At 70.4% G+C, this 25157-nt stretch carries 21 protein-coding genes; 13 read left to right on the forward strand and 8 right to left on the reverse strand.

The window, feature by feature from the left end; translation table 11 throughout:
- Positions 1 to 135: 135 nt before the first annotated feature.
- Positions 136 to 726 (reverse strand): isopentenyl-diphosphate Delta-isomerase, encoded by a 591-nt coding sequence (gene idi / locus BMX74_RS33695; protein WP_055504132.1) that lies wholly within the window; start codon positions 724 to 726, stop codon positions 136 to 138.
- Positions 727 to 822: 96 nt separating this feature from the next.
- Here idi and BMX74_RS33700 point away from each other — a divergent pair, with 96 nt between their 5' ends.
- Positions 823 to 2109, forward strand: a complete 1287-nt coding sequence (locus BMX74_RS33700) for an MFS transporter (RefSeq protein WP_091104583.1) — start codon at positions 823 to 825, stop codon at positions 2107 to 2109.
- Here BMX74_RS33700 and BMX74_RS33705 read toward each other — a convergent pair.
- Positions 2089 to 3489 carry a CCA tRNA nucleotidyltransferase gene (locus tag BMX74_RS33705; protein ID WP_236714782.1) on the reverse strand — a complete coding sequence of 467 codons (1401 nt, stop codon included), beginning with the start codon at positions 3487 to 3489 and terminating at the stop codon, positions 2089 to 2091. The genes BMX74_RS33700 and BMX74_RS33705 overlap by 21 nt on opposite strands.
- 150 nt (positions 3490 to 3639) lie before the next feature.
- Here BMX74_RS33705 and BMX74_RS33710 point away from each other — a divergent pair, with 150 nt between their 5' ends.
- The 8 genes from BMX74_RS33710 (at position 3640) to trxA (ending at position 12571) form a co-directional block, all read left to right on the forward strand.
- Positions 3640 to 4164, forward strand: coding sequence for an aminoacyl-tRNA deacylase (locus BMX74_RS33710; protein WP_091104585.1), 525 nt, complete (start codon positions 3640 to 3642; stop codon positions 4162 to 4164).
- Between the two features lie 50 nt (positions 4165 to 4214).
- The gene (locus tag BMX74_RS33715; protein ID WP_055504136.1) at positions 4215 to 6338 is read left to right on the forward strand and encodes a DUF6049 family protein; all 2124 of its coding nucleotides are present in this window, start codon (positions 4215 to 4217) and stop codon (positions 6336 to 6338) included.
- Positions 6335 to 7942, forward strand: a complete 1608-nt coding sequence (gene murJ, locus BMX74_RS33720) for a murein biosynthesis integral membrane protein MurJ (RefSeq protein WP_055504137.1) — start codon at positions 6335 to 6337, stop codon at positions 7940 to 7942. Before BMX74_RS33715 ends, murJ begins: the two co-directional genes overlap by 4 nt.
- A 167-nt stretch (positions 7943 to 8109) precedes the next feature.
- Positions 8110 to 9624 carry a protein kinase family protein gene (locus BMX74_RS33725; protein WP_091104586.1) on the forward strand — a complete coding sequence of 505 codons (1515 nt, stop codon included), beginning with the start codon at positions 8110 to 8112 and terminating at the stop codon, positions 9622 to 9624.
- A gap of 15 nt (positions 9625 to 9639) precedes the next feature.
- On the forward strand, positions 9640 to 10275 hold the full coding sequence (gene sigM / locus BMX74_RS33730; protein ID WP_055504139.1) for an RNA polymerase sigma factor SigM: 636 nt from the start codon (positions 9640 to 9642) through the stop codon (positions 10273 to 10275).
- The gene (locus BMX74_RS33735) at positions 10265 to 11143 is read left to right on the forward strand and encodes an anti-sigma factor family protein (RefSeq protein ID WP_091104588.1); all 879 of its coding nucleotides are present in this window, start codon (positions 10265 to 10267) and stop codon (positions 11141 to 11143) included. Before sigM ends, BMX74_RS33735 begins: the two co-directional genes overlap by 11 nt.
- A gap of 166 nt (positions 11144 to 11309) precedes the next feature.
- Positions 11310 to 12245, forward strand: a complete 936-nt coding sequence (gene trxB / locus BMX74_RS33740; RefSeq protein ID WP_055504141.1) for a thioredoxin-disulfide reductase — start codon at positions 11310 to 11312, stop codon at positions 12243 to 12245.
- A gap of 11 nt (positions 12246 to 12256) precedes the next feature.
- Positions 12257 to 12571 carry a thioredoxin gene (gene trxA, locus BMX74_RS33745; protein ID WP_091104590.1) on the forward strand — a complete coding sequence of 105 codons (315 nt, stop codon included), beginning with the start codon at positions 12257 to 12259 and terminating at the stop codon, positions 12569 to 12571.
- 79 nt (positions 12572 to 12650) lie between these two features.
- Here the strand turns inward: trxA and BMX74_RS33750 are convergent, their stop codons facing one another.
- Positions 12651 to 13361: a GNAT family N-acetyltransferase gene (locus BMX74_RS33750; protein WP_236714783.1), complete on the reverse strand. Its 711-nt coding sequence runs from the start codon at positions 13359 to 13361 to the stop codon at positions 12651 to 12653.
- A gap of 62 nt (positions 13362 to 13423) precedes the next feature.
- Between BMX74_RS33750 and BMX74_RS33755 the strand changes: the two genes are divergently transcribed.
- The 4 genes from BMX74_RS33755 (at position 13424) to BMX74_RS46760 (ending at position 18287) form a co-directional block, all read left to right on the forward strand.
- Positions 13424 to 14770 carry an aminotransferase-like domain-containing protein gene (locus BMX74_RS33755; protein ID WP_055504144.1) on the forward strand — a complete coding sequence of 449 codons (1347 nt, stop codon included), beginning with the start codon at positions 13424 to 13426 and terminating at the stop codon, positions 14768 to 14770.
- A gap of 110 nt (positions 14771 to 14880) precedes the next feature.
- Positions 14881 to 15831, forward strand: coding sequence for a D-alanine--D-alanine ligase family protein (locus BMX74_RS33760; protein ID WP_091104592.1), 951 nt, complete (start codon positions 14881 to 14883; stop codon positions 15829 to 15831).
- Between the two features lie 9 nt (positions 15832 to 15840).
- A complete protein-coding gene (locus BMX74_RS33765; RefSeq protein ID WP_091104593.1) occupies positions 15841 to 16884 on the forward strand; it encodes a threonine aldolase family protein in 1044 nt (347 codons plus the stop codon).
- A gap of 1223 nt (positions 16885 to 18107) precedes the next feature.
- Positions 18108 to 18287, forward strand: a complete 180-nt coding sequence (locus BMX74_RS46760; protein ID WP_143078856.1) for an LLM class flavin-dependent oxidoreductase — start codon at positions 18108 to 18110, stop codon at positions 18285 to 18287.
- A gap of 960 nt (positions 18288 to 19247) precedes the next feature.
- On the opposite strand, the gene BMX74_RS33770 is transcribed toward BMX74_RS46760, so the two are convergent.
- The 5 genes from BMX74_RS33770 to yidC form a co-directional block, all read right to left on the reverse strand.
- Complete coding sequence (locus BMX74_RS33770) at positions 19248 to 20213, reverse strand: ParB/RepB/Spo0J family partition protein (protein WP_055504147.1); 966 nt, start codon at positions 20211 to 20213, stop codon at positions 19248 to 19250.
- A 675-nt stretch (positions 20214 to 20888) separates the two neighbouring features.
- On the reverse strand, positions 20889 to 21818 hold the full coding sequence (locus tag BMX74_RS33775) for a ParA family protein (RefSeq protein WP_082535069.1): 930 nt from the start codon (positions 21816 to 21818) through the stop codon (positions 20889 to 20891).
- A gap of 137 nt (positions 21819 to 21955) precedes the next feature.
- A complete protein-coding gene (rsmG, locus tag BMX74_RS33780; RefSeq protein WP_082535070.1) occupies positions 21956 to 22627 on the reverse strand; it encodes a 16S rRNA (guanine(527)-N(7))-methyltransferase RsmG in 672 nt (223 codons plus the stop codon).
- Positions 22628 to 23720: 1093 nt separating this feature from the next.
- Complete coding sequence (locus BMX74_RS33785) at positions 23721 to 24209, reverse strand: Jag family protein (protein WP_055504149.1); 489 nt, start codon at positions 24207 to 24209, stop codon at positions 23721 to 23723.
- Between the two features lie 20 nt (positions 24210 to 24229).
- Positions 24230 to 25153: a membrane protein insertase YidC gene (gene yidC, locus BMX74_RS33790; RefSeq protein ID WP_055504150.1), complete on the reverse strand. Its 924-nt coding sequence runs from the start codon at positions 25151 to 25153 to the stop codon at positions 24230 to 24232.
- Positions 25154 to 25157 lie beyond the last annotated feature (4 nt).

Raw genomic sequence — 25157 nt, forward strand, 5'->3', positions numbered from 1 at the left:
GGCGCTGAGCCAGGGGCGCTCGGCCCACCGGCTCCGCGCCACCCACGCGGGAGCGGCGCCGCACGAAAGTGCGGCGCCGCTCCGGCTTTTCACCACGACTGCACGGCGCCGCTCCCGCGTCTCACCCCGTGCGGGTCAGGAGGCGACGCGGGCGGCCGGGGGCAGCTTCTCCGCCGCGGCCGGCTCCCACGCCAGCGGGTCGGCCCCCAGTTCGAGCAGCAGCGGCACCTGCTCCCTGCACCACGGCGAGATCGCCAGCAGGCCGCTGAGCACGCCGTCGGCGAACTCCTTCCACGGCATCCACCGCACCTCCCCCACCTCGTCGGGGTTCGGGGAGAGCGGCGCGTCGGCCACGACGCGGTAGACGGGGCACAGCTCGTGCTCGACGACGCCGTTGCCCATGACCGCGCGGTACCTGAACGTCGGCAGCACCAGGTCGGCGCGGCCGGCGTCGAGCCCCAGCTCGTACGACAGCCTGCGCAGGACGGCGTGATCGACCGCCTCGCCCGGCAGCGGATGCCCGCAGCAGCTGTTGGTCCAGACCCCCGGCCAGGTGATCTTGTGCGAGGCGCGGCGGGTGAGCAGCACCCGGCCCTCGGAGTCGAAGACGTAGCTGGAGAACGCCAGGTGCAGCGGAGTGTCGGGCCCGTGCACGGACGTCTTGGGCGCGGTGCCCAGCGGGCGGCCCTCACCGTCGACCAGCACGACGTGTTCCTCGGTCGTCACGCTACGAAGCGTACGTGATCATGTCTGCCGATTGGAACACATCGGCCGCCTGCCGTACCAACCTTCTCGGTGGGCCCCGGGGACTAGGCTGACCACGTGTCATTCGTCGCCGATCTGCGCGTGGTCCTGCAGGGCCGGGACTTCAAGAGGCTGTTCGGCACGCGGCTGGTGTCCCAGTTCTCCGACGGGATCTTCCAGTTCGCCGTCACGAACTTCGCCTTCTTCAGCCCCGAGCAGCAGACCACCGCCGTGGCCGTGGCCGCGGGGCTGGCCGTGCTGTTCCTGCCGTACAGCGTGCTGGGGCCGTTCGTCGGCGTGTTCATCGACCGGTGGTCGCGACGGCAGATCCTCGTGATCGCGCCGGTCGTGCGCGGCACGCTGCTGCTGCTCGCCGCCGCGCTGGTCGCCTCCGACGCGCCCGACCCCGCCTTCTACGCGGCGGCGCTCGGCGTGCTCGCGGTCAACAGGTTCTTCCTGGCCGCGCTCGGCGCGTCGCTGCCGCACGTCGTGCCCTCCGACCGGCTGCTGGCCGCCAACGCGGTCACCCCGACCTCGGGCACCGTGGTCACGTTCGTGGGGGCGGGCGTCGGCTTCCTGCTGCGCGAGCTGGTCGGCGGCGACGACCGCGGCATCGCCGTGCTGCTGGTCGCGTCGGGCGTGGTGTTCGGACTGAGCGCCCTGGTCGCCCGCACGATGGACCGCGCGCTGCTCGGCCCCGCCGCCGACCCCGGCCGGCCGCAGGCCCGCGAGGCGCTGCGCAACGTGGTCGCCGGCCTCGTCGACGGCGCCAGGCACATCGCCCACCGCCGGGTGGCCGCCGCGACGATGGGCGCGATGGCCGCCCACCGATTCCTGTACGGCATGGCCACCGCGCTCGGCATCATCCTGTACCGCTACTACTTCACCGACGGCGACGCCGACGCGGCCCTGCGCGGCCTCGGCATGGTGGTGGCCACCTCGGGCGTCGGCTACTTCCTGGCCGTGATCATCACGCCGTACGCCACCGAGCGGTTCACGATCGAGCGCTGGGTGCCGATCGCGCTCGCCTCGGCGGGCGTGCTGTCGGGCGCGCTGGTCGCGCCCTTCCAGGAGTGGGGGCTGCCGCTCGCCGGCTTCGTGCTGGGGGTGGCGGGGCAGAGCGTGAAGATCTGCGCCGACACCACCGTCCAGCGCGACGTCGAGGACATCTACCTCGGCCGCGCGTTCTCCCTGTACGACATGCTGTTCAACGGCATGTACGTGCTGGCGGCGGCCCTGTCGGCGCTGATCCTGCCAGAGAACGGCAAGTCGTACCTCGCCGTCGCGATCATCACGGCCGGCTACCCGCTGGCGGCTCTCGCCTACCGGATGACCACGGCGGCCTCACGCGCCCGCGCCGCGTGAGCGGGCCCACTCCCGCAGCGCCTCGGTGGCGGCCTCCCTGCCGATCATGCCCTGGTCGAGCCTGAGGTCCAGCAGGAACTTGTACGCCTGCCCCACGAGCGGGCCAGGACCGATGCCGAGCACCCGCTGGATCTCGTTGCCGTCGAGCTCCGGCCGGATCTTGGCGAGCTCCTCCTCCTCGGCCAGCCGGGCGATGCGCTCCTCCAGCTGGTCGTAGGTGCGCGAGAGCGCGGCCGCCTTGCGCTTGTTGCGCGTGGTGCAGTCGGCCCTGGTCAGCTTGTGCAGCCGGTCGAGCAGGTGGCCCGCGTCGCGCACGTAGCGGCGCACGGCGCTGTCGGTCCACTCCCCCGTGCCGTAGCCGTGGAAGCGCAGGTGCAGCTCCACCAGCCGGGACACGTCGGCGACGACGTCCTTGGGGAACTTCAGCTCCGTCAGCCGCTTCTTGGTCATCTGCGCGCCGACCACCTCGTGGTGGTGGAACGACACCCGCCCGCCGGCCTCGTGGCGGCGGGTCTTCGGCTTGCCGACGTCGTGCATGAGGGCGGCCCAGCGCAGGATGCGGTCGGGCTTGCCGTCCTCCTCCTGGGCGATGGCCTGTTCGAGGACGGTCAGGGTGTGCTCGTAGACGTCCTTGTGCCGGTGGTGCTCGTCGATCTCCAGGCGGAGCTTGGGCAGCTCGGGCAGGACGTGCGCGGCGAGCCCGCTCTCGACGAGCAGCCGCAGGCCCTCGCGGGGGTCGGCGGCGCAGACGAGCTTGTCCAGCTCGTCGCGGATGCGCTCGGCGGAGACGATCTCGATGCGCTCGGCCATGGCGGTCATGGCGGCGACCGCCGCCGGGTCGACGCGGAAGCCGAGCTGCGCGGTGAACCTGGCCGCGCGCAGCATGCGCAGCGGGTCGTCGTCGAACGACCGCTCGGCGGGGCCCGGCGTGCGCAGCACCTTGGCGCGCAGGTCGGCCAGGCCGCCGAACGGGTCCTCGAACTCGTGGCCGGGCAGCCGCACCGCCATGGCGTTGACCGCGAAGTCGCGGCGTTCGAGGTCGGCTTCGAGGGTCTCGCCGTACGCGACGTCGGGCTTGCGCGACTTCGGGTCGTACGACTCGCTCCTGTACGTGGTCACCTCGATGAGCCAGTTGCCCTTGCGCAGGCCCACGGTGCCGAAGTCGATGCCGATCGTCCAGACGGAGTCGGCCCAGTCCCTGACGATGTCCAGGACTCGTTCGGGGTGGGCGTCCGTGGTCAGGTCGAGGTCGTTGCCGACGCGGCCGAGCAGGATGTCGCGCACCGGGCCGCCGACGAGGGCCAGCTCGTGGCCCTTGGCGGCGAACAGGCGGCCGAGCTCGTCGGCGACGGGGGCGATCTTGCGGAACAGGTCCGTCATGGCGCGCTGCTGGTTTTCGGTCAAGGTTGAGTCGGACAAACTGAGATCGGTCCTTCGATTCCGGAACATATCCCCCGAGCCACACCAGGTCCGGGTTACCGTCGGTCAGGGGACCGTCGGGGGCCATGGAACGAGGCAATGGAGGACTCTATGAAGGATGCCCTCGCGATCCACCGCTGGCTCCTCGCACACCAGGTCCATCATGAGATCGTACGCCTTCCGCGTCCCATGACATGCGCGGAAGAGCTGCCCGAGACCCTGCCGGCGGCGCCCGACAGATGCGTGATGGTCACGGTGTTCCAGGTCGCCATGAGGTTCGGCCGCGAGGACGTCGTCGCCGTCGCCTCCACCGTGGCCGCGCCGCCACGCCCGGAGGCCGTCCGCGCCCACCTCGACGCCAGGCAGGTGCAGCCCGCCCCGGCGTTCCTCGTCAACTCCGCCACCGACTACGCCGACGGCCTCGTGTCGCCGCTGCTGCTGCCCGCGGCCCTGCAGGTGCTCATCGACGGCCGCCTTCCCGTGGACTCGGAACCCGTCTTCACCGCCACCGGCGAACGCCGCACGGCGCTGTCCTTACGGGCCGTGGACCTGCTCGCGCTGATGCACGGAAAGATGGTCAACCTCCGCACCACGACCCCGAGAGGATCACGTGAGGCGGTCGCGCCCCGGCACTGAACCCGTACCATTGCGGGCGTGCGTCGTCGTACTCCAGCCCGGACATACGCGTGATCCGTAAGGCCATTCCGCTCACCGTGCTGTCCGCCGCGCTGCTCACCCTGACCGGGGTGGGCGCGCCGAGTTCGGCTGCCATGACGACGCACACCGCCGCCACCGCGAAGCGGCAGAACCTCGTCGTGACCATCACCTCCGTCTCCCCCCAGGTGCCGAGGAACCCCACCGATGTGATCAAGTTCACCGGCACCGTGCGCAACGACACCGGCTCGCCCATGACCGGCCTGGGAGTGCGCCTGCGCTACAACGCGCAGCGGTTCACCGACCGCGCCGCCATGGCCGCCTACGAGAGCGACCAGAACACCTCCTCGCTGCCGTTCAACGTGTCCAGGACCTCCAGGATGGACATCCCGAGCCTCGCCGCCGGGGCGAGCGCCCGCTGGGAGTTCACCGCCACGCCCGCGCAGCTGGGCATGAACGCGTTCGGCGTCTACCCCGTCGCGGTGGACGTCTCGCAGTTCGAGGTGCCGCTCAACGCGCAGCGCACCTACCTCACCTACGCCCCCGCCGCCACCACCCTGGTACGCAACCGCATGGCGGTCGCGCTGCCCGTCATCGACCAGCCCCACCGGGCCACCGACGACCCCCTCTTCGTCGACGACCGGCTCAGCCAGGCCATCACCGGCAAGGGCCGGCTGGCCGACCTCGTCCACATCGCCCAGCAGGCGCCCAGGAGCGTCACCTGGTTCGTCGACCCGGCGCTGCTCGACGACGTCCAGACCATGACGAAGGGCTACCAGGTCAAGACGAAGAACACCGTCGAGAACAAGGCGTCCAACCCCGCCGCCGAGCGATGGATCACCGACCTGCGCACCGCCCTGGCCGCCTCGCCCGTCGTCGCCACGCCGTACGCCGACCCCGACGTCGCCGCGCTGGCGCACCAGGGCCTCGACACGCAGACCAGCCGGGCGATCGAGCTGGGCGGCCAGGTCGCCGGCACCGTGCTGAAGCGTCCCGTCGCCACCAACACCAACTGGCCCCCGAACGGCGTCCTCGACGACGACGCCCTCGACCTGCTCTCCGTCAGCAAGAACAAGGTCGACAGGGTCCTGCTCGACGCCTCGAACCTGCCGCCGCGCCAGCAGATCGCCGGGCACACCCCCGACGGCGCCGCCACCCTCGACTCCGTGGCGGGGCCCGTCACCGCGCTCGTCGCCGACAGCACGATCACCGGCCTGTTCGAGCCCGACGCCCGCACCCCCACGTCGGTGCTGCTCAGCACCCAGCGCTTCATCGCCGAGACCGCGATGATGGCCTCCGAACCCGGCCAGACCACGCCCAGGTCGATCGTGGTCGCGCCGTCCCGGCGCTGGGACCCCAAGCCCGCGCTGGTCACCGCCCTGCTCAAGACCGCCAACAAGCTGCCCTGGCTGACCCTCACGACCCTCGACTCGATCAAGGCGACCAGGACGTCCGACCTGCGCGCCGGGCTGACGTACGCCGAGGGGCACCGCAAGGAGGAGCTGAGCGCCAAATACCTCAAGCGGGTCAAGGACGTCGCCTCGAAGGCGCAGCTCACCGCCTCCATCCTGACGTCCAAGCCGCAGTCGCGCTTCGACGCCGCCGTGCTCAGGCTCACCTCGTCGGCCTGGCGCACCAGCACCCGCACAGGGCGCGGGGTGACGAAGCTGGTCAGCACCGCCGTCAACGCCAGGGTCGACAAGATCCAGATCACCGGCGCCGGGCCCGACAGGCCGCGCACGCTCGCCGGCAGCAACGGCGTCGTCCCCATCAGCGTGAAGAACTCGCTGGAGGCGCCGATCTCGCTCTACATCGACGTGAAGTCGAACAACCCAGAGCTGTTGCAGGTCAACTACAGCCAGACCAAGCCCCTGACGATCGGCAGCGGCCAGAGCGGCACCGTCCAGGTGCCCATGAACGCCACCACCAGCGGCGACGCCACCGTCACCGTCCAGCTCATGACGGCCGACCGCCAGCCGTACGGCAAGCCGCAGCGGCTGACCGTCCGCACCACCGGCTACACCGGCATCGCCCTGGTGATCGTCGGTGCGGCGCTCACGGTCATGCTCGCCGCCGTGGTCACGCGGGTGCTGAGGCGGCGCTCGGAGCGGCGGGTCGCCAGGACCGCGAAGACCCGGGAGAGTGAGACGGTATGAGCCGCATGCTGCGGGCCGGCGCCATCATGGCGGCCGGCACGATGGTGTCGAGGGTCACCGGCTTCGTCCGGACCATGGTGCTCGCCTACGCCATCGGCACCGCAGCGCTCGGCGACTCGTACAACGCGGCCTACGCCATCCCGTACAGCATCCTCGACCTGCTGCTGCTCGGCGTGCTGAGCAGCGTCGTCGTGCCCATGATCGTGCGCGCGCAGCAGCACGACCCCGACGGCGGGCGGGCCTACGAGCAGCGGCTGCTGACGCTCACCACGGCAGTGCTGGTGGCCGTCGCCGTGATCTCCGTGCTGGCCGCTCCGCTGCTCATCGACCTCTACACCGACTGGGCCCCGGGCAGCCCCAAGTTCGACACCGCCGTCGTCCTGGCCCGGTTCATCCTGCCGCAGCTCGCCTTCTTCGGCGTCGGCGCGGTGGCCGGCGCCATCCTCAACACCCGCGACCGCTACGGCGCGCCGATGTGGGCGCCCGTGCTCAACAACGTGGTCGTCATCTGCGCGTTCGTCCTCTACGCGCTGGTCACCGAGGCGGGCCGCGACATCGACAAGGTCACCACCTCCGGCCTGGCCCTGCTCGGCCTCGGCACCACGGCCGGCATCGTCGCCCAGGCGGCCGTGCTGATCGTCGCGCTGAGGCGCGTGGGGTTCGAGTTCACGCCCCGCTTCGACCTGCGCAACGCCCGGCTGGGCGAGATGGGCAAGGCCGGGGTCTGGACGATCGGCTACGTGGTGATCACCCAGCTCGGGTTCATGCTCACCACCAACCTGTCCAGCGCGGCGGGCGACGAGGTGCCCGGCCACGGCATCAGCCCGTACACGCTGGCCTTCCAGCTCTTCCAGCTCCCGTACGGCGTCATCGGCGTGTCGGTGATCACGGCGATGCTGCCGAAGATGAGCCGCGCCGTGGGCGAGGGGCGGCTCGACGACGTGCGCACCGAGTTCGGCGCGAGCGTGCGGCTCATCTGCTCCCTCATGGTGCCGGTGTCGCTGCTGCTGATGGTGCTCGGGCCGGCCATCACCGTCCCGATCTACGGCCACGGGGCCAACAGCGTCGCCGACGCCGTCTACATCGGCAACGTCCTGCAGGTGTACGGGCTGGCGCTGGTGCCGTTCTCGGTCTTCCAGCTGCTGCTGCGGGTCTTCTACAGCTTCGGCGACACCCGTACGCCGGTGTTCGTCGGCGCCGGCACGACCGCCGTGAACGCGCTGCTCATGGTCGTGTTCTACGCCATGCTCCCCGCGCGGTACGCGGTGATGGGGCTGGCGCTGGCGTACGCCGTCGCGTACGCGCTGGGCGCCGTGGTCGCCTGGACGCTGGCCAGCCGCCGCCTCCAGGGGCTGGGCGGCTGGGCGATCGGCACGGCGCTGACCAGGATGTACCTGTCGGCCCTGCCGACGGCGGTGCTGGCGCTCGCCGTGGTCTTCGTCGCCACGCAGGTGTTCGACGGGCTCGGGTTCCTCAACTCGCTGATCGTCCTCGCGGTGGGCGGCGGCCTCGGGCTGCTGCTCTACCTCGCCGTCGCGCATCGCATGCGCATCCCGGAGGTCAACTCGATCGTTGGGATGGTGGCGGGACGGGTAGGCCGTTAGGGAACGCGGGCGGAATCGACTCGGCACTACCATGGTGCTCTGACACGCGCGAATGGAAGCAGGAGGGGCGTGGGCGGATCCACCCGGCATAGTGTGCCTACGTGGGGCAGCCCCACGCAGGTGAGTCGAGTCATGAGCAGGCCCGATCGGCCGAGCGGAGTAAGCCTTTGAGCACGTCGGCGGTCGAACCAGGCACCCGCCTCGCTGAGCGGTTCCGGCTGGAGGACCGCGTCAGCGAGTCCGAGGGCGCCACCCTGTGGAAGGCCATCGACGAGATCCTCGCCAGGCCCGTGGCGGTGCTCACGTTCGCGCCCGGCTTCCCCCGCGTCCACGAGGTGGTCACCGCGGCCCGCGCGGCGAGCCGGCTGAACGACCCGCGCCTGACCCAGGTGTTCGACGCGGCCGAGGACGACAAGCTCTCGTACGTGGTCAGCGAGTGGGTCACGGGCGAGACGCTGGCCGACCTGCTCGCGTCGGGCCCGCTGGAGCCGGAGCGCGCGGCCGGTCTGGTGGCCGAGGCCGCCGAGGCCATCGCGCACGCTCACGAGTCGAGCCTGTACCACCTGTGCCTGCGCCCGTCGCACCTGATGTGGACCACCGGCAACACGGTCAAGGTGCTCGGCGTCGCCGTCGACGCCGCGCTGGCGGGGCTCACCACCGACCAGCCCGCGCTCGACGACGCCGAGGGCCTGGGCCGCCTGCTGTACGCGGGCCTCACCGGCCACTGGCCGGGCGACGAGGAGGAGGGCGGCCTGCCGACCGCCCCCATGACCGACGGGCACTTCTGCTCGCCCCGCCAGGTGACGGCCGGCGTGCCCGGCTACCTCGACACGGTCACCGTGCGGTCGTGCCTGCCCGACTCCCGCAGGGGGCAGAGCCCGCTGACCAGCCCGGCCGAGGTGGCCGAGGCGCTGGCCGACGTGGCGCGGCCCATGCCGATCCCGATCAGCTACCCGTCGACGCCCGCCGTGGCCTCGGCCTCGCACACCGAGGGCCTGGACGTCGCGCACCGGCCGTCGCGGCCCCTGCCGCCGCTGCCGCCCACGCCGCCGCGCGTCCCCTCGCCCGGCGGCGGCGGCAACCTGCTCAACCGGGTGCTGATGACGCTCGTGGTGCTGCTGGTCATCGCGGCGGTCGGCGTCGGCGCCTGGACGATCGGCCGCAGCCTGGGCAGCCCGGCCATCCCCGACGCGTCCCCGACGCCGACGGTCACGACGTCCGCGCCGGTCACGACGCAGGTCGTCAAGCCGTCCAAGGCGAAGGGCTTCGACCCGCTGGGCGACGGCGACGAGAAGTCGGAGAAGGCGGGCCTGGCCATCGACGGCAAGCCGAGCACCTACTGGGAGACCGAGGGCTACACCAGCGCCACGCTCGGGAACCTCAAGGACGGGGTCGGGCTTCTGCTGGACATGGGCAAGTCCGTGCAGATCAGCGACGTGGTGGCTACTCTGGCCGATGCGCCGGGCGCCAGCGTCGAGCTGAAGGTGGGCGACTCACCCGATCTCGGCTCGCTGAAGACCGTGGCGAGCCAGAAGGACGCGTCGGGCAAGGTCACCCTGACCCCGACGAAGGCAGCAAGCGGGCAGTACGTTTTGATCTGGTTTACACGGGTTCCGGCAAGTGACGGCAAGTTTCATGGCACCATCTATGACGTAGTGGTGCACTCCCCCGGATCGGCATAATCAGGAATCCCTCTTGTGAACTCCCCACCCGAGACACCCTCATCAGCGGAGCGGCCGGCGGTCACAGACGCCGAGCTGCTCACCGCGCACATCAACGGGGATCCACACGCCTTCAGCGAGATCGTCAAGAGGCACCGCGACCGCATGTGGGCGGTCGCCCTGCGTACGCTCGGTGACCCGGACGAGGCCGCCGACGCCGTGCAGGACGCCTTCGTCTCCGCCTACCGCAAGGCCTCCTCCTTCCGCGGCGAGGCGGCGGTCACCACCTGGCTGCACCGGATCGTGGTCAACGCCTGCCTCGACCGGATGCGCCGCAAGTCCGTCAGGCCGGTGGCCGACGACGAGCTCATCGAGGCCGCCGAGCGCGACACGCCGCTGCCCGACCACACGGTCGAGCGCGAGGTGTCGATGGAGGTCTCGGCCGCGCTGAAGCTGCTCCCCGCCGACCAGCGGGCCGCGCTGGTCCTCGTCGACATGATGGGCTATTCGGTCGAAGACGCAGCTCAGGTGCTGGACGTCCCCAGCGGCACGGTGAAGAGCCGGTGCGCCCGGGGACGGGCGAAACTTGCCCCGATTCTTTCGCATCTGCGGAACCGATCCGACTTCACTCGCGTCTCATCCGCGAAGGGAGCAGAACTTCGTGACGGGTGATACGCACTACGATCTGGAAACCCTGGCCGAGCTGGCAGAGGGTCTCCTGGATGCCGACACGGCGCGCCGGGTCCGCGAGCATCTCGCGGTCTGCGACCCCTGCGGGGAGCTTCTGGCCGACCTGGCGGCGGTTCGCGAGGTGCTCGCGGCGACCCCCACACCGGCCATGCCGATGGGCGTCGCACTGCGCATCGACAAGGCGCTGGCCGCGGAGGCCGGGTCGCAGTCGGCTCGGCGCGGAGGCGTCGCCGTGGCGGCCCCGCCCAACTGGGACGACCTCATGCGCGACGCCCCCTGGGAGCGCCAGGAGGAGGCCCCCGAGCCGGTGCGGCTGGGCGTGGTCGCCGAGGACGGCACGATCGTCCCGGCGCGGCGCAGGGCCTCCAGGCGACGGCGGTGGGCGATGCCCGCGGTGGCCGCGGCCGCCGCGGCGGCGGTCGTCGGCACGGCCGTGGTCTCCACCAACCTGCTCGCCTCCGGCGGAGACTCCGGCGGCGGTGCGGCGCGCGTCGCGGCATCAGGTCCTTCGTCACCTCCGAAGGAGGCGGTCCGGGCCAGGACGTACGCGCTGACCGACAGCAACCACAACTACAGCGCCGCCGAGCTGCGCCTGCCGCTGGAGAGCGTGTTCGGTCCCGCCCCGGCCAAGCAGGGGCCGTCCGACGGCGGCCAGGTGGACCGCTGCGTGACCAAGGTCTCCTCGCGCACGAAGCTCGACGTGTTCGCCGTCGACCAGGGCCAGTACAACGGCCAGGAGGCGCTCATCATGGCGTCCTGGAAGGACAAGGCGGCCAAGAAGGTGCGCCTCGACGTCGTCGATCCTTTCAACTGCAAGAGCCTGCGCAAGCCCATGCTGGGCCGCTGGTAATCGCAAACCCATCGCACGTCCACGTCAGAGCCCGCCCCGGCGGGCTCTTTCGTTTGCCGCGGGGCCGTTTGGCTTTACGGACGGCGTCTCGGGTGGGGCCGGGAATGCGGGCGGCCTAGGATCTGTTGAGGCCGGTGCATCAGAAGAAGAGGAAGGCGTGAGAGCGTTGAGCGACGTTCGTAACGTGATCATTATCGGGTCGGGTCCCGCCGGCTACACTGCGGCCGTCTACTCCGCACGCGCCGAACTCAAGCCCTTGGTCTTCGAGGGTTCCGTCACCGCGGGCGGCGCCCTCATGAACACCACCGACGTGGAGAACTTCCCCGGGTTCCCCGACGGCATCATGGGCCCCGACCTCATGGACAACCTGCGCAAGCAGGCCGAGCGCTTCGGCGCCGAGCTGGTGGCCGACGACGTGGTCGAGGTCGACCTGGAGGCCAACCCCAAGGTCGTCAAGACGTACACCGACACCTACTACGCCAAGTCGGTGATCCTGGCGATGGGCTCCGGCTACCGCGAGCTCGGCCTGGAGAACGAGAAGCGGCTGTCCGGCCGGGGCGTCTCGTGGTGTGCCACCTGTGACGGGTTCTTCTTCAGGAACAAGGACATCGTGGTCGTCGGCGGCGGCGACACCGCCATGGAGGAGGCCACGTTCCTGACGCGGTTCGCCCGCATGGTGACGGTGGTGCACCGCCGCGACACGCTGCGCGCCAGCAAGATCATGCAGGATCGCGCCTTCGCGAACGAGAAGATCCGCTTCGTCTGGGACTCCGAGGTCGTCGACGTCCTCGGCGACACCAAGGTCGAGGCCGTGAAGCTGCGCAACGTCAAGACCGGCGAGGAGAGCGAGCTCGCCACCGACGCGCTGTTCCTCGCGATCGGTCACGACCCGCGCAGCGACCTGGTCAAGGGCCAGATCGACCTCGACGAGGACGGCTACGTCAAGGTGGCCTCCCCCTCGACGGCCACCAACATCCCGGGCGTGTTCGCCGCGGGCGACGTGGTCGACCACATCTACCGCCAGGCCATCACCGCGGCGGGCACCGGCTGCGCCGCGTCGCTCGACTCCGAGCGCTGGCTGGCCGCCCACCACGACAAGTAAGGAGCGCACCCGTGAAGGCAGTAACCGACGCCACCTTCGACGCCGAGGTCCTCAAGAGCGACAAGCCCGTCCTGGTCGACTTCTGGGCCGAGTGGTGCGGCCCGTGCCGTCAGGTCGCCCCGATCCTCCAGGAGATCGCCAACGAGCACGGCGACAAGCTGGAGATCGTCAAGCTGAACATCGACGAGAACCCGGAGACCCCGCGTACGTACGGTGTGCTCCAGATCCCGACGATGAACGTCTACAAGGGCGGAGAGGTCGTCAAGCAGATCATCGGCGCCAAGCCGAAGGCCATGCTGCTGCGCGAGCTCGAGGGCATCATCTAGGACGCCCGACGACGGAGCCCCCTGCTGGTGCAGGGGGCTCTGTCATGTCTGGTACCTGATGTACGGGGCTGAGAAGCCCTCAGACGGGACGAAGTGCGCGTTCTGGACTCATGGACCCCAGGAGCCTCTCCAGCGCCACCTCGACGTCCTCACGCCACGAGATGGCCGTCTTGAGTTCCAGCCGCAGCCGCGGAAAACGCAAATGCGGACGCACTGTCTTAAACCCGACAGAAAGCAAATACTCCGCCGGAACCACGCAACTCGGCTCTTCCCATTTGAGGTCGCCGAACGCCTCGATGGCTTTCACCCCGCGCCGCGTCAGGTCTTTCGCGACCCCCTGGATGAGCATGCGCCCCAGCCCGCCGCCGGAGAACTCGGGAATGATGTGCGCCGTCATCAGCAGCACCGCGTCGGCGCTGACGGGCGAGGTGGGAAAGGCGATGGAGCGCGGACTGTAGAGCGGCGGGCTGTAGAGGACGAACCCGGCGGGCACGCCGTCGACGTACGCGATCTTCCCGCAGCTGCCCCACTCCAGGAGCGTCGCGGAGATCCACGCCTCCTTCTCCAGCCCCGGATCGCCCGAACGCACGGCCCGCTCGCCGCTGACGGGGTCGAGCTCCCAGAACACGCATCGTCGGCAGCGGCGTGGTAGATCTTCGAGATTGTCCAGGGTGATGTTGACCAGCCGGCGCGACAAACTACGGCCCCAATCGTTGACCCGGAAAAGCCCGCGAAAACCGCGTCCCCAGGTGGCATCGTAGCCCAGTGAGGTGCCGCCGGCGGGTACCACGAGCGTCGAGCCCCATCACGAGCGACATGTCCGTCTGGCGTAATCTGGTATTTCAGTCCGAAATGACACCTAGGAGGTGGGCCGTGACGCGAGAGCAGGATCACGGTCAGACGCCCGCGACCCAAGGGTCGCGCATCGACGCCTACGTCGATCGGTACGCCGCTCGAGCTACCGGGATGGTCGCCTCCGAGATCCGAGCTCTCTTCGCCGTCGCGTCGAGGCCCGAGGTGGTCTCGCTGGCCGGCGGCATGCCGTACGTCACGGCGCTCCCCCTCGACATGGTCGGCGAGCTCGTCTCCGACCTCGTGACCAGGCGCGGCACCGTCGCGCTCCAGTACGGTTCCGGCCAGGGCGACCCGCACCTGCGCGAGCAGATCTGCGACGTCATGCGGCTGGAGGGGATCAACGCCGGGCCGAACGACGTCGTCGTCACCGTCGGCTCCCAGCAGGCGCTCGACCTCATCACCCGGATCTTCATCGACCCGGGCGACGTCGTGCTCGCCGAGGGCCCGTCGTACGTCGGAGCCCTGGGGACGTTCGCCGCCTACCAGGCCAAGGTCGTGCATATCGCCATGGACGATCAGGGCATCGTGCCCGAGTCCCTGGCCCAGACCATCTACGCGCTGGAGACCGCCGGCGCGCCCGTCAAGTTCCTGTACACGATCCCGACGTTCCACAACCCCGGCGGCGTCACCCTGAACGCGGCCCGCCGCCAGCAGGTGCTCGACATCTGCCAGCGGGCCGGCATCCTCATCATCGAGGACAACCCGTACGGGCTGCTCGGGTTCGACCACGAACCCATGCGGGCGCTGCGCGCCGACAGCCCCGACGGCGTCGTCTACCTCGGGTCGTTCTCCAAGACGCTCGCACCCGGGTTCCGCGTCGGCTGGGCGCTCGCCCCGCACGCCATCCGCGAGAAACTCGTGCTCGCCATGGAGTCGGCCGTGCTGTCGCACTCCTCGTTCACGCAGCTCGCCGTCGGCCAGTACCTCGCCACCCAGCCGTGGCGCGAGCAGATCAAGACGTTCAGGGAGCTCTACCGCGAACGCCGAGACGCCCTGCTCGACGCCCTCGACGCGCTCATGCCGCCCGAGGTCACCTGGACCCGTCCCTCCGGAGGGTTCTTCGTCTGGGCCACCCTCCCGGAAGGGCTCGACTCCAAGGCGATCCTGCCCCGCGCCGTCGCCGAACGCGTGGCGTTCGTCCCCGGCACCGGCTTCTACTCCGACGGCAGCGGCGCCCGGCACATGCGGCTGTCGTTCTGCTACCCCGAGCCCGACCGCATCCGCGAAGGCGTCCGCCGCCTGGCCGGGGTGATCGAGCAGGAGATGCAGCTGCGCGACACGTTCGGCACCGGCTCCACGCGCGACCACGGCGGCGTCGACACCCCAGGGCCCGACCTGGCCTAGCGCCCCGATCCGGCACGGCTCGCGGCGCGGGCCGTACCGGACGCTCGTGTACACCATCCGCCCCCGACGCCGGTACGGTTGGACGGCGTGCGATCAGCGGAGGAGATGTGATGAGCGAACTGGGCCACGTGCTCGTGCTGGCCGGCGGCCTCTCCTACGAGCGTGAGGTGTCCCTGCGGTCCGGCCGCGTCGTCAGCGAGGTGCTGCGCGCCGCCGGCGTCGACGTCGAGACCCGCGACGCCGACGCGTCCCTCGTCCCCGCGATCCTCGCCGACCCGCCCGACGCCGTGTTCGTCACGCTCCACGGCGGCGCCGGCGAGGACGGCGCCATCCGCTCCGTGCTCGAACTGCTCGACGTCCCGTACGTCGGCGCCGACCCCGACGCCTGCCGCGTCGCCTACGACAAGCCCACCGCCAAGGCGGTCGTACGCTCCGTCGGGCTGCACACCCCCGCGTCCGTCGCCCTGCCCAAGGAGACCTTCCACGACCTCGGCGCCTCCATCGTGCTCGGACGCATCGTGGAACGCCTCGGCCTGCCCCTGTTCGTCAAGCCCGCGCGCGGCGGCTCCGCGCTCGGCACGTCCATGGTGCGCACCGCCGAGGAACTGCCCGCCGCCATGGTCGGCTGCTTCGCCTACGGCGACACCGCGCTCATCGAACGCTACGTCGAAGGCGTCGAGGTGGCCGTGTCCGTCGTCGACCTCGGCGACGGGCCCGTCGCGCTGCCCGCCGTCGAGATCGTGCCCGACGAAGGCGTCTACGACTACGCCGCCCGCTACACCGCCGGGCACACCGAGTTCTTCGCGCCCGCGCGGCTGTCTCCCGAAGCCGCCGAGGCGTGCGCCCAGACCGCCGTCACCGCGCACACCGCGCTCGGGCTGCGCGACATCTCGCGTACCGACCTCATCGTCGACGCCTCCGGCACGCCCCACTTCCTCGAAGTGAACGTCGCCCCCGGCATGACCGAGACGTCGCTGCTGCCCATGGCCGCCGAAGCCGCCGGGCGCGACCTCGGCGAACTGTGCGCCGCCCTGCTGCGCATCGCCGCCGCCCGCGCCTAACGTTGCCCTGTGATCGAATCGACGTACCCGAAGAGCTTCGCCAGCGACAACCACGCGGGCGTGCACCCGGCCGTCCTCCAGGCCATCGCCGACGCCAACCGGGGTGACGCCCCCGCCTACGGCGGCGACCGCTGGACCGCCGCGTTCGAACAGCGCGTCAAGGACGTCTTCGGCGACCACGCCGAAGGCTTCGCCGTGCTCAACGGCGCCGGCGCCAACATCGTCGGCCTCTCCCTCATGCTCGGCCGCTACGACGCCGTCATCTGCCCGGCCGACGCCCACATCGCCACCCACGAGGCGGGCGCGGCCGAGCGACTGCTCGGCGTCAAGCTCATCACCGTGCCCACACGCGACGGCAAGCTGCGTCCCGAGGACGTGACCGGCCGGCTCGGCGGACTCGGCAACCACCACGAGGCCCAACCCGCCGTCGTCTCCATCTCCCAGGTGACCGAACTCGGCACCTGCTACTCCCCCGACGAGATCGCCGCCCTCGCCGAGGCCGCGCACGCCGCCGGACTCCGCCTCCACCTCGACGGCGCCCGCCTCGCCAACGCCGCCGCCCACCTCGGCTGCTCGCTACGCGCCATCACCACCGACGCCGGCGTGGACGTGTTCAGCTTCGGCGGCACCAAGAACGGCGCGCTCGCCGCCGAGGCGGTCGTCGTCCTCGACCCCGGCCTCACCACCGCCGTCCCCTTCCTGCGCCGGCAGTCACTCCAGCTCGCGTCCAAGATGCGCTTCATCTCGGCCCAGCTCACCGCCCTCCTCACCGACGACCTCTGGCTGACGAACGCCACCCACGCCAACCGCATGGCGCGCCGCCTCGCCGACGGCCTCACCGGCATCCCGGGAGTCTCGCTCGCGTACCCGGTCCAGTCGAACGCCGTCTTCGCCACCGTCCCCGCCGCCACCGCCCAGACCCTCCTCCGCCAGTTCCTCTTCCACTACTGGGACGAACCCACCGGCGTCGTCCGCTGGATGACCGCCTTCGACACCGAACCCCACCACGTCGACGACTTCCTCACCGCCCTCCACAAAGCCACCACCTCCTGACGACGCCCCGGACACGTTTCACGTGAAACCAAGCCGACTGACCGGCGCTCAAGGTTTCACGTGAAACACCGAACGCGAGGAGCACAGCCCCCACCCCCCGGCCCCGCCTCAACAGGAACCGGCCCCGACACGACGCCACCGCTCCTACAACCGCCCCCGACACGGTCCACAGCTCCTCACACTGACCCGGACCTTGGGGATCCCGGAGTCGGCGCCGGCCCGGCACGTCACCGATCTCGCCGACGCGGCCCCGGCGATGGCGCCTCACACCGACCCGAACCGTCCGCGGCACCATGCACCGGTCCTTGCACCAGCCCGAACCGTCCTCGACACCGTCCCCCTGCTCGACCGGACATTCGACGCGGTCGTCTCCGGACCGACGTGGCACTGCATCGACCCCGTCGCCAGCGGCCAGGGCGGCCGAGGCGTGGCGACCCGAGAGCCTGCTCGCCGCGTCTGCAACGCCGAGCAGCCGCCACCCGACGCGCCCCGGACCTACTCCTCACACCGACCCGGACCATCCTCGGCACCATGCCACCGGTCCTCGCACCGACCCGAACCGCCCTCGACACCGTCCCCCTGCTCGACCGGACATTCGACGCGGTCCTCTCCGGACCGACGTGGCACTGCATCGACCCCGCCACCAGCGGCCAGGGCAGCCGAGGCGCGGCGACCCGAGAGCCTGCTCGCCGCGTCTGCAACGCCGAACAGCCGCCACCCGACGCGCCCCAGGCTTACTCCTCACACCGACCCGGACCATCCTCGGCACCATGCACCGGTCCTCGCACCGACCCGAACCGCCCTCGACACCGTGCACCGGTCCTCGCATTCGCCCTGACCATCCACGGAACCGCCACCGTTCCTCGCCCCGACCGTTCTCGGAACCGCCACCGTTCCTCGCACCGGCCCGGACCGTCCTCTGAACGGTGCCGCCGCGCCTCGGGTTGGGCGGCGGGTGGCCCGCGCCCAGGCTCCCAGGGCGGGGGCACCCGGCCGGGCAGCTTTCGCTACCCTGGCGCCTTCGAGCAAGCCGTTCGCGATTCCGGGCTGGGGTGGACGATCCTGCGGTCGGGCGGCTTCGACTCCAACGCCTACGCCTGGGCCGCGAGCGTCCGCACCCAGCACACGCACGTCGCCCCGCCCGGCGACGCCGGTCTGCCAATCAACGGCCCGGCCGACATCCCCGAGGTCACCTCCGCCGTCTGCTCGCCGTTGCCGCCGTCATGGTCGCCAGGCCACCCTGGCCACCGGGCTCCGCAGCGGGAGCCGACCCGCTGGTCGTGCTGTCCGCCATCGCGGGCAGGACGACTCGCCTGCGACTGGCGACCTCCGTGCTCGCTGCGCCCTACTATCCAGCGCTGCTGCTCGCCAACCGAGCGGCCGCACTGGACGATCACGGGTAGCGGTGCTGTGAGTACGGCGGTCCCGGCGAATCTTGAGAACGCCGGGCAGTCTGGGCAGGGCGCGATTGTTTCACGTGAAACGGCCGCGAGGACGGGCTGTCCATCGTCGAGAGAGGGCGGGCGTGTTTCACGTGAAACATGGGCTGGCCTATCGCCCCTCTTCCCCGCTCCTCGATCGATCGCCCCCGTCCTTCTGAAGCGTGAAGCGCCTCGTCTTGTCATGCCCTTCGGACGGCTGTGGCTCTCATGGCCGAGTCGAGCAGCCCCTCAGACATGCCTGTTGTCAGGCTGTTGCTCGCTGGCTGAATGCCGATGCAATGCAGCTCAAACGGAAAGGGTGACACCGTACCGTCGCCCTGTTTTCAGGTCGGCCGATCCACGTGACCTGACCCGCACCCATCGTCCTGGTGACCCGCTCCCCTGTTCTGGTCGATAGGTCCTCGCCGCTGGGTCCCCGTCGCAGGCCCTGGCCCTGGACGCACTGGCCGGGGACAGAGGGCCCCAGCCCAGGTTCGGTCTTATGGTCCTTCCCCTGTTTCACGTGAAACATGAAAAGTCCGAAGCCAAGGGGGCGTTCTCACCCGACGTCCCGGCCGGATCGCACTGGCCCCTCCGTTGGAGCCGGGCGGGCTTCATGATGGTGTTGTGATAGGCCTTGGGCACGACCGTGGTGGAGGCGCACTTCGTGCCCGACGCATGGTGCCATCGGAGAGGTGGGGGTTCTCAGAAGGCTCTTGAGCCATGCTCTAGGTACCCACTCGTCATTGCCGCTGCCGGAGCCGCGCGCCGTGGAATCCCGCGATCTGCTTGATCTGGCGACCTGGTCTGGTCTGGTCTGGAAAGTTCAAGCGCCCCGTGCTCTCGGGGCGCTCGCGGTTGCTCTGTCGGTCCGGTTCCTGTCGTGCTTCCGTCTGTGGCGGCTCTCAGGGGGTGGTCAGGAGGGACGTCGCCGACAGGTGGTCAGGCTTCGCCTTCTCGTAGGGCGCGGGCGGCTTCCGGAGCCATGGTGCCGATGATGCGTTCCAGGTCGTCGATCGTGGCGAACTCCACGACGATGCGGCCCTTCCTCCGGCCCAGGTCCACCTTCACCTTGGTCTCGAAGTGGTCGCTGAGGCGGTTCGCGAGGTGGGTGAGGCCGGGTGCGGTCGGCTTGGCGATCTGGCGCTCGCGCGGCGCCTTCTGGGCGGCCTTCGCGCTGCCCATCGCCACGATCTCCTCCACGGCGCGTACGGAGAGGAGCTCTGCGACGATGCGCTTGGCGAGCTGGATCTGCTCCTCCGGATCGCTCAGCCCGAGGAGTGCGCGGGCGTGCCCCGCGCTGATGGTTCCGGCGGCGACCTTGAGTTGCACCTCGGGCGGGAGGTTCAGCAGGCGGAGGGTGTTGGTGATGTGGGAGCGGGAGCGGCCGACCTTCTGGGCGAGCTGGTCGTGCGTCGCCTGGAAGTCGTCCAGAAGTTGCTGGTACGCGGCGGCCTCCTCCAGGGCGTTCAGCTGCTCGCGCTGGAGGTTCTCGATGAGGGCGTCGCGGAGCAGGTCGTCGTCCTGGGTGTTGCGCACGATCGCCGGGACGGGGTCGAGCCCGACCTCCCTGCACGCGCGCCAGCGCCGCTCCCCCATGATCAGCTCGTAGTTGCCGCCACCCACCGAACGCACCACGATCGGCTGGAGCAGCCCCACCTCGCGGATGGAGGCGGCCAGCTCCTCAAGGCGCTCCTGGTCGAAGACGTCACGCGGCTGGCGCGGGTTCGGCACGATCGAGGAGAGCGGCACCTCCTTGAAGTACGCTCCGGCGACCGGCTTCGGACCGGACTCCTCGACCGTCGTCGTGCCGTTCTGAGGAGGCACCGTGCCGGTGCCGTCAACGATGGGACCGGTCGGGATGAGCGCCCCGAGCCCCTTGCCCAATCCCCGCCGCTGCTGACTCACTACGACTCCTCATCCACCCGGCCGATTCGCGTCACTTCAGGAGAGGTTACCGTCGCATGCTCAACCGGGTGCCCTCACGCCACACGCGGTCGGTGAGATTTACACCGACAGGATCACAAACCTGCCCAACCTGTAGAGGGAGCGGGTCTCTTCTCTCTCACTGGTTCGCTCGCTCTTTGCCCCCCGTGCGACATGCGGAGTCATCACTGAGCATCCAGATGCGACAACTGGCGTCCCGGCCGAGACCCGGTAGATGTGCGCGCATTCCTCTGAGCAGGTGTGGGTCCGCCTCAGCGCAGGCCCCGGTCTGGGGGCATGACGGCATGGTGTGGGGGCCGAGTAGCGGGCACCGCCCTGCCCCCCTCAACTGCCGGCGCTCCGCCTGACGATCAACGGGGCCGTCACACCGTCGCCGCAGTCCACGCACTGGCGCACCCGAGGTTCGGACGGGGCCACGGGGAACCCCTGCCCTTGGCGCGCAGGTCACGGGAGCCACGGCAGCCTTTCCACAGTGGCGCGCCTGCCGCCGACCTTTCCACAGTGGCGGTCCTGCCGCTGACGTCCGACGTGGGCGGGCTGTCTACAGGGGTGATCGCGCCCTGACCCTCGGCCGCCTTCGCCGACGACGGAGCTGCGAGCCCCGCACCGGAGGGCATCGAGGTGGGGTGGGTCAGGTCAGAGGGCGGCGCCGCGGTAGGCGATCTCGCGGGCGGCGTCCATGTACGCCATCGCCCCGCTGGAGCCCGGGTCGTACGTCATGACGGACTGGCCGTAGCTGGGCGCTTCGGACAGGCGGACGCTGCGCGGGATGACGGTCTTGAGAACGGTGTCGCCGAAGTGAGAGCGCACCTCCTCGGCCACCTGCGACGCGAGCCTGGTACGGCCGTCGTACATGGTCAGCACGATCGTGGACAGGCGGAGGCTCGGGTTCAGGTGAACCTTGATGAGGTCGACGTTCCTGAGGAGCTGGCCGAGGCCCTCCAGCGCGTAGTACTCGCACTGGATCGGGATCATCACCTCGTCGGCGGCGACGAGGGCGTTGACGGTGAGCAGGCCGAGCGACGGCGGGCAGTCGATGACGATGTAGTCCAGCTCGACCGCGTCGTACGCGGCGAGCGCGCGACGCAGCCTGGCCTCACGGGCGACGAGGGACACGAGCTCGATCTCGGCTCCGGCCAGGTCGATGGTGGCGGGCGCGCAGTAGAGGTTCGGCATGTCGGGCACCTGCTTGACGATCTCCGTCATCGGCAGGTCGTCGACGAGGACCTGGTACACATCGGGAACGTCGCCGCGGTGCTCGGTGGCCAGGGCGGTGGAGGCGTTGCCCTGGGGGTCGAGGTCGACCACGAGGACACGCTGACCGTTCATCGAGAGGGCGGCGGCGATGTTCACCGAGGTCGTGGTCTTGCCGACGCCGCCCTTCTGGTTCGCCACAGCGATCACGCGGCACTTCGGCGGACGCGGCCACGCGCCGTTGCCCCCCAAGGACTCGCCGGGCTGGGCCGCCTGGGTCGCGGATGTTTCACGTGAAACCACTGAGCTGAGCGCCTCTCGTACCAGCGGGGAGTCACCGGGATTCAGGGGGGTCTGGGTCACAATCGCCATCCTTTCAACCAGTGGTGCGCCGGTGCCGGGAATTCGCTGTCGCGACACGCCCATTTCGGGCCATCCAACCCCGGTCGCACTCTCGGACAGAGGACTGTCCGGCCAGCCAAGGCCGCACGACGCGACTGGCACGACCGTCACCTCCTTCGTCGCCGCCTACCACGCTCCGGCGCGCGACCCGCTACCACCCGAACCAATGTTGCAGGCGGCTCGACCTTACCGCGCCCGACGGTCACAAGCTCGGCCGTTGCCGCTCCGACGGCACGCAGTCGCTGCTCCGCCTCGGCCAGTTCCTCCGCCGCGCGCTCCCCCTTCATCGCGATCAGCTCGCCGCCCTCGCGTAGCAGAGGCATCGCCCAGGTCAGCAGCCGGTCGAGCGGCGCCACGGCCCGCGCGCTCGCGACGTCGAACTCCCGCTTGCCCGCCAGCTCCTCGGCGCGCCCGCGCAGCACCTCGACGTTGTCGAGCTTGAGCGTCTCGACGCACTCCTCCAGGAAGACGGTACGCCTCAGCAGCGGCTCCAGCAGCGTGACCGTGATGTCCGGACGGACGATCGCCAGGACCAGGCCCGGCAGGCCGGCACCGGAGCCGATGTCCACCAGGTGCACGCCCTCCGGGACCGCCTCGGCCGCCACGGCGCAGTTGAGCAGGTGGCGGTCCCAGATGCGGGGCACCTCACGGGGGCCGAGCAGTCCGCGTACGACGCCTGGGCCGGCGAGCAGGTGGGCGAACGCGTTCGCACGATCCCAGGCCTCCCCGGTGAAGACCTCCCGCGCTATCTCCGGCGGCTCCGGAAGCTCATCGCTCACTGGTGGGTGGCCCTTTCTCGGACGCTCTGGGACGGTCTCTACCCAAGGCTAGATGTGCGATCGCAGTGGAAGACTAGCGGCCCGGCCTGAAGACGACCTTGGAGTACGCCGCCTTCCGGGCCGATGTGACGGCGGGCGTACAAGTCTGAAGAATTGCTGACGTACGTACATGAAACAGCCGCCCGTGCGCGGGAAGCGCGGCGGACGGCCGGGACGGTTGTGCGGGTGGCGGAGCTGCTCTGCCCGAACCGCCCCTGCCGGACGCGGCCCCTCCAGACAGCCGGCCGGGCGCGGCCGTTCCGGTCTACCCCGGCTCCGCCAGGCGAGGACCTTCCCGTCACCCCAGGCCCGCGCCTGCCCCGGACAGCTCGCCGGTGCGCCGCCCGGCCTGACCGTCCAGCTCCAGCCGCCGGCCGGGCGCGGCCGTTCCGGTCGCCCCGGCTCGCTCCGGCTCGGCCTGGCCGCGCAGGCCGGTGGCACCGGTCCGCTCGGACGGGTCGCGCCGGGCTGGTCAGACATGGCCGGGAGCCGATGGCCGGGCACCCCATCCGAGCGGGCACCTCCATCGGAGCTGACCGCCCGAGCTGGGCACCCCCATCAGAACTCCGCCCGACCCGAGCTGGCCGCCCGACCTGACCTGGCCGCCCGACCCGAGCTGAGCGTCCGACCCGAGCTGAGCGTCCGACCCGAGCTGACCGCCCGACCCGAGCTGAGCGTCCGACCCGAGCTGGCCGACCGACCCGAGCTGGCCGTCCGACCTGAGCCGAGAACCCGAGCCGGATGCCGGACGCCCGAGCCGAGAGCCTGAGCTGAGAGCCCGAGCCTGACTCCCGGTCCGAGCCGAAACCCGGCCCAGCGGCAACCTCAACCAGAGCCGAGACCCGAGCCTGAGCCGGAACCCAGGCCAAGCCGGAGCCCAGGCCGCAAGCGGAACCCGCTGCTGGAACCCCCGGCCCAAGCCGAAGCCCAGAGCGGGAGCGGAACCCGAGCCGGAGCGCAAGTCTGGAGCGAACCTGGGCACGAGCCGGGAGTGAGTGCTGCCGGCCTTCCCCATCGTCCCGGAGTCCGCGTGCCGCAGGACGCGGCAGGGGGCTCAGGCGGGGAGGATCACCACGTAGCGCTGGGGCTCTTCGCCCTCGGACTCGCTGCGGAGCCCGGCGGCGGCCACCGCGTCGTGCACGATCTTCCGCTCGAACGGCGTCATCGGCTGGAGCGCCTTCGGCTCGCCCTTCTCCTTGACCTGGTGGGCGACCTCGGTGCCGAGCTTGGTCAGCTCGGCCCTGCGCCGCTCGCGGTAGCCGGCCACGTCGAGCATCAGCCGCGACCTCTCGCCGGTCTGCCGGTGCACGGCCAGGCGGGTCAGCTCCTGCAGGGCCTCCAGGACCTCTCCCCCGGGCCCCACCAGCTCGCTGCCCTTGACCCCCACCACGGACACCACGGCGCGGTCGCCTTCGACGTCCATGTCGATGTCGCCGTCGATGTCGGCGATGTCGAGGAGGCCCTCGACGTAGTCGGCAGCGATCTCGCCTTCCTGCTCCAGCGCGCTGAGATCGGGAGCCTTGTCCTGCTCGGCCTCGGTCATGGCCGGCCTCTCCTTCGTGTTCACGACTTCTTGCTGCCGGTGCGCTTGCTGCGCGGCTGACGGGTCGGCTGCTGCCTGATGATCTTAGGCTCCGGAGGGGCGGGGGGAGCCTGCTCCTCGGGCGTGGTCTTGCGCAGCTTGGCCACCAGACCGGGCTTGGGCTGGATCGGGACGGCGTTGCCCTTGGCGTCGAACTGCGGCATCGGGTGCCGGCTGTAGAACCAGTGCTGCTGGCCGAGCGTCCACAGGTTGGTGGTGACCCAGTAGAGGATGAGGCCCAGGGGGAAGTTCAGGCTGAAGAAGGCGAACAGCGGCGAGATGTACATCAGGATCTTCTGCTGCTGCGCCATAGGGTTGTCCGGCATCTGGGCCATGGAGCGGGTGACGCTCTGCCGGACGGTGAGGAACGTGGTCAACGAGCTGACCGCGACGAAGAAACCGATGACGACCTTCTCGGCGACGTGAGAGGCCTCGAAGAACGTGGCGGGAAGCGGGGCCCCCAGGATGAGCGCGTGCTTGGCGCTGTCGACCAGTTCCTGCGTCATCCCGAACTTCGGCTGGTCCGCCGCAATCGCCCGCAGTACGGTGAACATCGAGATGAAGATCGGGAACTGCGCCACGACAGGGAGGCAGCCGCCGAGGGGGTTGGCGCCTGCTCCTTGGTAGAGCGCCATGACCTCCTGGTTCATGCGCTGCTTGTCGTTCTTGTAACGCTTGCGGATCTCCGCCACCTTCGGGGCGAGTTCCTGCATCTTGCGCGACGACCGCATCTGCTTGAGGAACAGCGGGAAGATCAGGATCCGCATGCAGATGGTCAGCGTGATGATGGTGAGCGCCCAGGTCAAACCGCTGTTCGGGTCGAGCACCGTGCTGTATGCCTGGTGGATCCAGGTGATGACTTGGGCGACGGCTGTGTACAGCCAGTTGAGCCAGGACAGCTCCACCGAG

Source organism: Nonomuraea pusilla, from assembly GCF_900109355.1.
Lineage (GTDB): Bacteria > Actinomycetota > Actinomycetes > Streptosporangiales > Streptosporangiaceae > Nonomuraea > Nonomuraea pusilla.

Excerpts from the sequence above, each read along its gene's own strand:
- BMX74_RS33705 (WP_236714782.1), bottom strand. The coding sequence starts at position 3,489 with ATGACGGACCTGTTCCGCAAGATCGCCCCCGTCGCCGACGAGCTCGGC.
- BMX74_RS33710 (WP_091104585.1), top strand. The coding sequence starts at position 3,640 with ATGAAGGATGCCCTCGCGATCCACCGCTGGCTCCTCGCACACCAGGTC.
- murJ (WP_055504137.1), top strand. The coding sequence starts at position 6,335 with ATGAGCCGCATGCTGCGGGCCGGCGCCATCATGGCGGCCGGCACGATG.
- BMX74_RS33755 (WP_055504144.1), top strand. The coding sequence starts at position 13,424 with ATGACACCTAGGAGGTGGGCCGTGACGCGAGAGCAGGATCACGGTCAG.
- BMX74_RS33760 (WP_091104592.1), top strand. The coding sequence starts at position 14,881 with ATGAGCGAACTGGGCCACGTGCTCGTGCTGGCCGGCGGCCTCTCCTAC.
- BMX74_RS46760 (WP_143078856.1), top strand. The coding sequence starts at position 18,108 with ATGGTCGCCAGGCCACCCTGGCCACCGGGCTCCGCAGCGGGAGCCGAC.
- BMX74_RS33775 (WP_082535069.1), bottom strand. The coding sequence starts at position 21,818 with ATGGCGATTGTGACCCAGACCCCCCTGAATCCCGGTGACTCCCCGCTG.
- BMX74_RS33785 (WP_055504149.1), bottom strand. The coding sequence starts at position 24,209 with ATGACCGAGGCCGAGCAGGACAAGGCTCCCGATCTCAGCGCGCTGGAG.